The organism is Candidatus Arsenophonus triatominarum (assembly GCF_001640365.1).
Taxonomy (GTDB): domain Bacteria; phylum Pseudomonadota; class Gammaproteobacteria; order Enterobacterales; family Enterobacteriaceae; genus Arsenophonus; species Arsenophonus triatominarum.
On the sequence record NZ_LWMI01000087.1, the window covers coordinates 1 to 5,282 of the forward strand.

Consider the following 5,282-nt stretch of genomic DNA (forward strand, 5'->3'; position numbering starts at 1 on the left):
CAGGATTTATTTTTAATCCGGTTGAGTTCACCTTGAATCTCTTGGCGTCCTCAGCAACCGGCGTCCATATTGATGATTGGTACGCAGCAGAGCGGGCGGCGATTGCCAAATTCCCCTGCAACATGGTGATTGCAATTCCGGCGATAAAAATAAAATACAACTTTGTGAACGGTATCTTGTACACCTGGACGCCGACGCCGCCGGCACAGCGTATATTACAGGCCAGACCCGCCGTTTTTCACTTTGAGTCCGTCACACGGAGCCCCATGTAATGGCCAGAAAAGAAATCACCTGGACGGTGGAAGAAAATAACCGTGACAAAGGAAAAACCTTCTTCATCACCGAGATGTCCGCTTGGGAAGCTGAAGAACTGGCGCAGGAGATTTACCGCGCGATGGGGACAGCCGATTTTGGCAGCATCCCAACGGATGTCATCGCGATGGGCTGTGCCGGTTTGGCGACGCTGGGGCTGAGTGTCCTCTCGGCTACCTCTACGGAAATGGCCGCTTCAATCAGTTCAAGACTGCTTTCCACCGTGAAAATCAGTGTCGATACCGGCTATCGGGACATCAAACCGTTTGATTTTGAAGAGGTATCCACTATCCGCACCCTGAAAGATAAAGTGTTTGAATTGAACTTTGGTTTTTTAACACTCGCCGCCCGTTGAATTTCCCGTTTATTGGACAACAGGCGTTACCGCCTAACCTGGTTTCTACTGTGAATATTTCTCCCGTGTTGACGACCGTCATTCTCTCCGGAAAAGCCAGTATCACTGAGCTTCAGACGGTGTTATCCGTGCACGACTTATATGACCTGACCGAAATACTGGCAGTAGAAAACCACAATGAACGCATCTGGCGGGATCACTGGGAGAAAAAACCGTGATTATTGAAGAACTGGTCTATCAGGTTAAAGTGAAAACCGACGAACTGATGAAAGGCAAAAAGCTGATTATTCAGTTTTCTGACGAAGCGGCACAGCGTGTTAACGACCTGGACGAAAAGATAGAAAAACTGGGGGAAACCAGCGAAAAATCCAGTAAAAAATCCGTGAAAGGGGTGGATGGATTATCGAAAAGCCTGGCACGCTTTGGGAAAACGTCAGGCGGCGCCTTCAAAACCGCCCAATTGGGGTTCGCCAAATTTCTCGGGTTATCGTTGGGCATCGAAGCCACCCGCCGGATGATTGTTTCTACCACGCATTCACTGGTAGCCCTCTCCAATAACGCCACCTGGTTAGGCATTAGCGCTAAATCGGCGGATGCGTGGGGGGTTCAGGCACAGGGTGCGGGCAGCTCTAAAGAAGAAATTAACGCTATCCTGATGCGTTTAAATCAGGCAAAAAATCAGCTAACTAACCCCATACCGGGATCTTCGCCCGACTACGATTTAATCAATTTCAACCGTGCCACAGGTTCAGACCTGTTCGGCGCAAAAAATAACGATGAAATGTTGTCCCGTCTGGCGGCCGCCTTTCGGCGTATTTCTCTGGCGCAGGCGGAAAATTGGGGGCAACGACTGGGTTATTCGCCGGCGGCAGTCAACCTGTTCCGTTCACCGGATTTCGACAAAAGGCACAAAGCGCTTGAACAGCGCTCGAATGTCAGTGAAGCGAGCATCGCGACCGCTCGTCAGCTTCAACGCATAATGGCCGATCTGGATCAGTCCACCCAGAACGTGAAAAACAGCCTGTTGGCCGCCTTTGGCCCTGGGATGGTTAAAGAACTGGACGCCTTTAGCCATTGGATCAACGCCCATGGCAATGATATTACCGGTTTTTTTCAGGGGATTTCGGCGGGTGCAGAGAAAGTGACCGAAGCACTTGGCGGAACTGATCGCGCCCTTAAAGATGTTGTGGCGCTATATGGCGCAAGTAAAATAGCCAAAGTGGCGGGAAGTCATTCTGTTATCGGAAAAGCAGGCTGGGCGGGTGCATTAGCTTATATTGGTGAACCTGTTATCGATAAAGGATTAAATGCGTTATTCGGGAACTATGACGCCTTCCAGGCAGCCCGAACAGCAAAAACATGGGGTGATTTTGGCCACGCCCTCATTGGGGAAACGGGCGGCGCACACTGGGAAAAGGGGAAGTGGATCGATCCGCGTTATCAAGCCACCCCCGCATTAACCTCAGCCGTGGCAAGGACAGAAAGCCAGGGCAATCCGAACGCGGTTTCACGCGCCGGCGCCGCAGGCCTGATGCAGCTTATGCCAAATACGGCAAGGGATTTAGGGTTAACACCGGCGGAACGCTTCGATCCTGAAAAAGCCTATGCCGCGGGACAAATCCACCTAAGCCGATTGTTAAGGCACTATAACGGTGATACCCAACTGGCGCTGATGGCGTATAACGCCGGACAAGGGCGCATCGATAACTACCTGGCTGGTAAAGGCCAACCGCTTAAGCAGGAAACCCTCGACTATCCCCAAAAAGTACTGGAAAACTACCACCAAATCGTTCAACAAGCCTCTGCGCCGCCAGCAGCGATTGCGGCTCAAACGACGGATAACCGTCAGACGCACTCAACTCATATTAACACCGTGAATGTGATGACCCATCCGCAGACGGTTAACCAGCTTCAACAGTCTATTGAAGAACAGGCAAAACGCCACCGAATGAATACGACACTGAATAACGGGATGTACTGATGACTATTTTTGATTTCAACCTCGCGGATGTACTGAATTCGGTATCAGGCGGCTCGCCGTTATCCATCATTGACAGTGTGCTGCATCCCGCGTATGTGATACGTAAACACGGCTCCGCCGAGGTTGCCCTTAATTTCAGTGGTATGTCGGTATTTCAGCCGACAGGCAAGGCTAGCATCATTAACGCCCCCATCGAGAAAGGCCGGTATCAGTCGATCAATAAAATCTATCAACCCACCCGAATAACGTGCCAAGTCGTTATTTCGGGGTTAAGTGGATTTAGCAGTGTGATACCGAATCTCTTTGACCTGACGTTAATCAGTCAGAATGAGACGCTGCAAACGATTGGCACTATGCTCAAAACAACCGATTTGTACGATATTGAGACCCCAAGGGCAATTATGCGAGTTTTGACCTGACGGATTATAGCTATCGGGTCAGTGCGCAGGCGGGGGTCACCTTACTGACGGTAGCGCTGATCTTTCAGGAGGTGATCCAACAAATGGAAGTGGTATTAAATACCCCTCAGTCCGCCAATAAACCGACGGGGGATTTAGTCGCGCGTAGCCCCTATGGTACCTGCCCAATCGATGTCAATGGCAGTGAAAAAATGTCTACACTGGACGAGCTGAGTAAAACGTGGGACGCATTGAAAAATTCAATCGGACCACAGCGAGCTTCAGCTACCGCCGGTGTGAATGGCAGCTTCCGCAGTGCCATGGACACCGTTCATCAGTCGGCTTCACGTATCAGTGGCAGCGTCAGCCAGAAATCCGGTGCGCTGTGGAAAAAAATCAAAGGCGCCGTATTGTGAGCACGATAATGCTTTCCCCGTAAAATCTCAACGTATCAACCTCACCCTTAACGGCCAGGAATGTACTTTACGGCTGACGCAGCATGAAAGTGCCCTCTACCTGGATTTGACGGTAAAGGGAATACCTGTTGTCCAGGGCGTCCCCTGTCTGCATGGCACGCGCCTTGTACGCTATGCCTGGCTCGGCTTCACCGGTGATTTATTCTTCGTGGATACCCAAGGGCAAGAAGACCCGCGTTGGCACGGTCTAGGGAGTCGATGGTTTCTTTTTTACGAGGATGGAAATGTACAGCAAAAAAACGCTTAAGTTTGCGTTCTCTCTGGATACGGGCAACGGCCAGATAGAAGAATTAACCTTGGATAACGTTAAATCCTTTGTCAGAACCAATAGCTACGGCGGATACGGCGGCGTTGAGGCAGAGTGCGCCCTCTATGGGTTAAGTTTAGAACTCATCGGGATGTTGTCACCAAAAGATTACAGTTCGCTGGTGCTCGATGGACGACAATTTGACATAGCTATCTATAGTGGGGATATTTTGATATTCGAGGGCGCCGTCAGATCTGCTTATGCCAATATGAATACGATGCCCGAATCTCCGTTTGTCATTCAAGCGCTGGCCGCCAGTGACCTCCGTGCTAAAGTCATTCCGCCGATTTCACGCACGGGTGTCGTGAATGTCAGTGATTTACTCGATTCGTTATGTCAGCAGAACGGCTATACGTTTCAACCCAATTTATTGGGCGGCTTAACCGAATCCAACCCGTATTACGCCGGCAGTGTTTTTGCTCAGATAGCCGCCATTTGCCTGTCTCATCGGCTGGAATTTCAACCGGTGGGAAAAATCATCCATGTTTGGCCTGCTGGGAAAACAAGGGATGCGGTTATGCCGAAGATTTCGGCGGAAAATGGCTTGATAGGGTATCCGATCCACAACGCGAATGGATTAACCTTTCAGACACAGTACAGCCCCTTGCTGGCATTTGGGCGATCGGTATCGCTTGATACGTCGTTACCGGGTGCCAGTGGTCTCTACCTGTTAACGGGTGTCGAACACTTTCTTTCTTCCTGGGTGCAAGGGGGAAACTGGCACAGTGTCTGTAACGCAGTGAGTGTTGAAGCTTATGAGAGAAACAAACAACCGTGACGCATCCGGTAATGATGCAAACACCTTTATGCATGCCTTCAGTCAGCTTCTTGCCGGCTGTTTTTTTGTGAAATTGTTCAGGTGATTGCGTTACACGGTGAAGCGCCCAATCTGGTGGTGGATGTCCGCCCCCTGCTGGCTTATCCTGATACGCGGGGTGTCCTGATGGAGAGTACCCCAATTTACGCCATTCCGGTATTTCGCCTGCAACGGGGAACAGTGCCCTCATCATGAATCCGGTCGTGGGGGATATTGGTCACCTATTAATTTGTGACCGTGATACCCGCCGTGTCAGGGCAACCCGCCAGAGCGCATTACCGTCTACTCGCCGTAGACACAACCGCGCCGACGGCATTTACATGGGTGGACTGCTGAATATGCCACCGACCCAGTTTATTGAATTTGCGGATAACCGAATAAATATCACCAGTCCAGGAAACATTGAAATCCACTGTCAGCAGGCCACTATCAAGGCCCCTTCTGGGGTGATCCTCGATACGCCCCAAGCGCATTTTACCGGAAATGTCACGGCGGCGGGTGACATCACCGATAATGTCGGTACGCAACAGGCCAGCATCAAAGCGCTGCGGGAAGCTTACAACAGCCATTATCATCATGTGAACGGGGTAGAAAGCGGCAGCAGCCGTGTCACATCGGATAAACCGGAGCACACGC

General features: G+C 50.8%; 6 protein-coding genes and 2 pseudogenes. All 8 read left to right on the top strand.

What is annotated here, in order from left to right; all coding sequences use genetic code 11:
* Positions 1-272: pseudogene (locus AYJ55_RS31355) on the top strand (phage tail fiber protein); the annotation flags it as partial.
* Positions 272-667: a hypothetical protein gene (locus AYJ55_RS23915; RefSeq protein ID WP_063657823.1), complete on the top strand. Its 396-nt coding sequence runs from the start codon at positions 272-274 to the stop codon at positions 665-667. The pseudogene AYJ55_RS31355 and the gene AYJ55_RS23915, both read left to right, overlap by 1 nt.
* 214 nt (positions 668-881) lie before the next feature.
* On the top strand, positions 882-2,648 hold the full coding sequence (locus AYJ55_RS23925; protein ID WP_063658169.1) for a lytic transglycosylase domain-containing protein: 1,767 nt from the start codon (positions 882-884) through the stop codon (positions 2,646-2,648).
* Positions 2,648-3,067 (top strand): hypothetical protein, encoded by a 420-nt coding sequence (locus AYJ55_RS34245; RefSeq protein ID WP_245677571.1) that lies wholly within the window; start codon positions 2,648-2,650, stop codon positions 3,065-3,067. The genes AYJ55_RS23925 and AYJ55_RS34245 overlap by 1 nt, the downstream gene beginning before the upstream one ends.
* Before the next feature lie 83 nt (positions 3,068-3,150).
* A complete protein-coding gene (locus AYJ55_RS34250; RefSeq protein WP_245677572.1) occupies positions 3,151-3,462 on the top strand; it encodes a hypothetical protein in 312 nt (103 codons plus the stop codon).
* Positions 3,347-3,769 carry a phage baseplate plug family protein gene (locus AYJ55_RS36600; RefSeq protein ID WP_425393849.1) on the top strand — a complete coding sequence of 141 codons (423 nt, stop codon included), beginning with the start codon at positions 3,347-3,349 and terminating at the stop codon, positions 3,767-3,769. The genes AYJ55_RS34250 and AYJ55_RS36600 overlap by 116 nt, the downstream gene beginning before the upstream one ends.
* Complete coding sequence (locus AYJ55_RS23940; protein ID WP_063657781.1) at positions 3,747-4,607, top strand: hypothetical protein; 861 nt, start codon at positions 3,747-3,749, stop codon at positions 4,605-4,607. Before AYJ55_RS36600 ends, AYJ55_RS23940 begins: the two co-directional genes overlap by 23 nt.
* A 230-nt stretch (positions 4,608-4,837) precedes the next feature.
* Positions 4,838-5,282 (top strand): annotated as a pseudogene (locus tag AYJ55_RS23945) (phage baseplate protein); the annotation flags it as partial.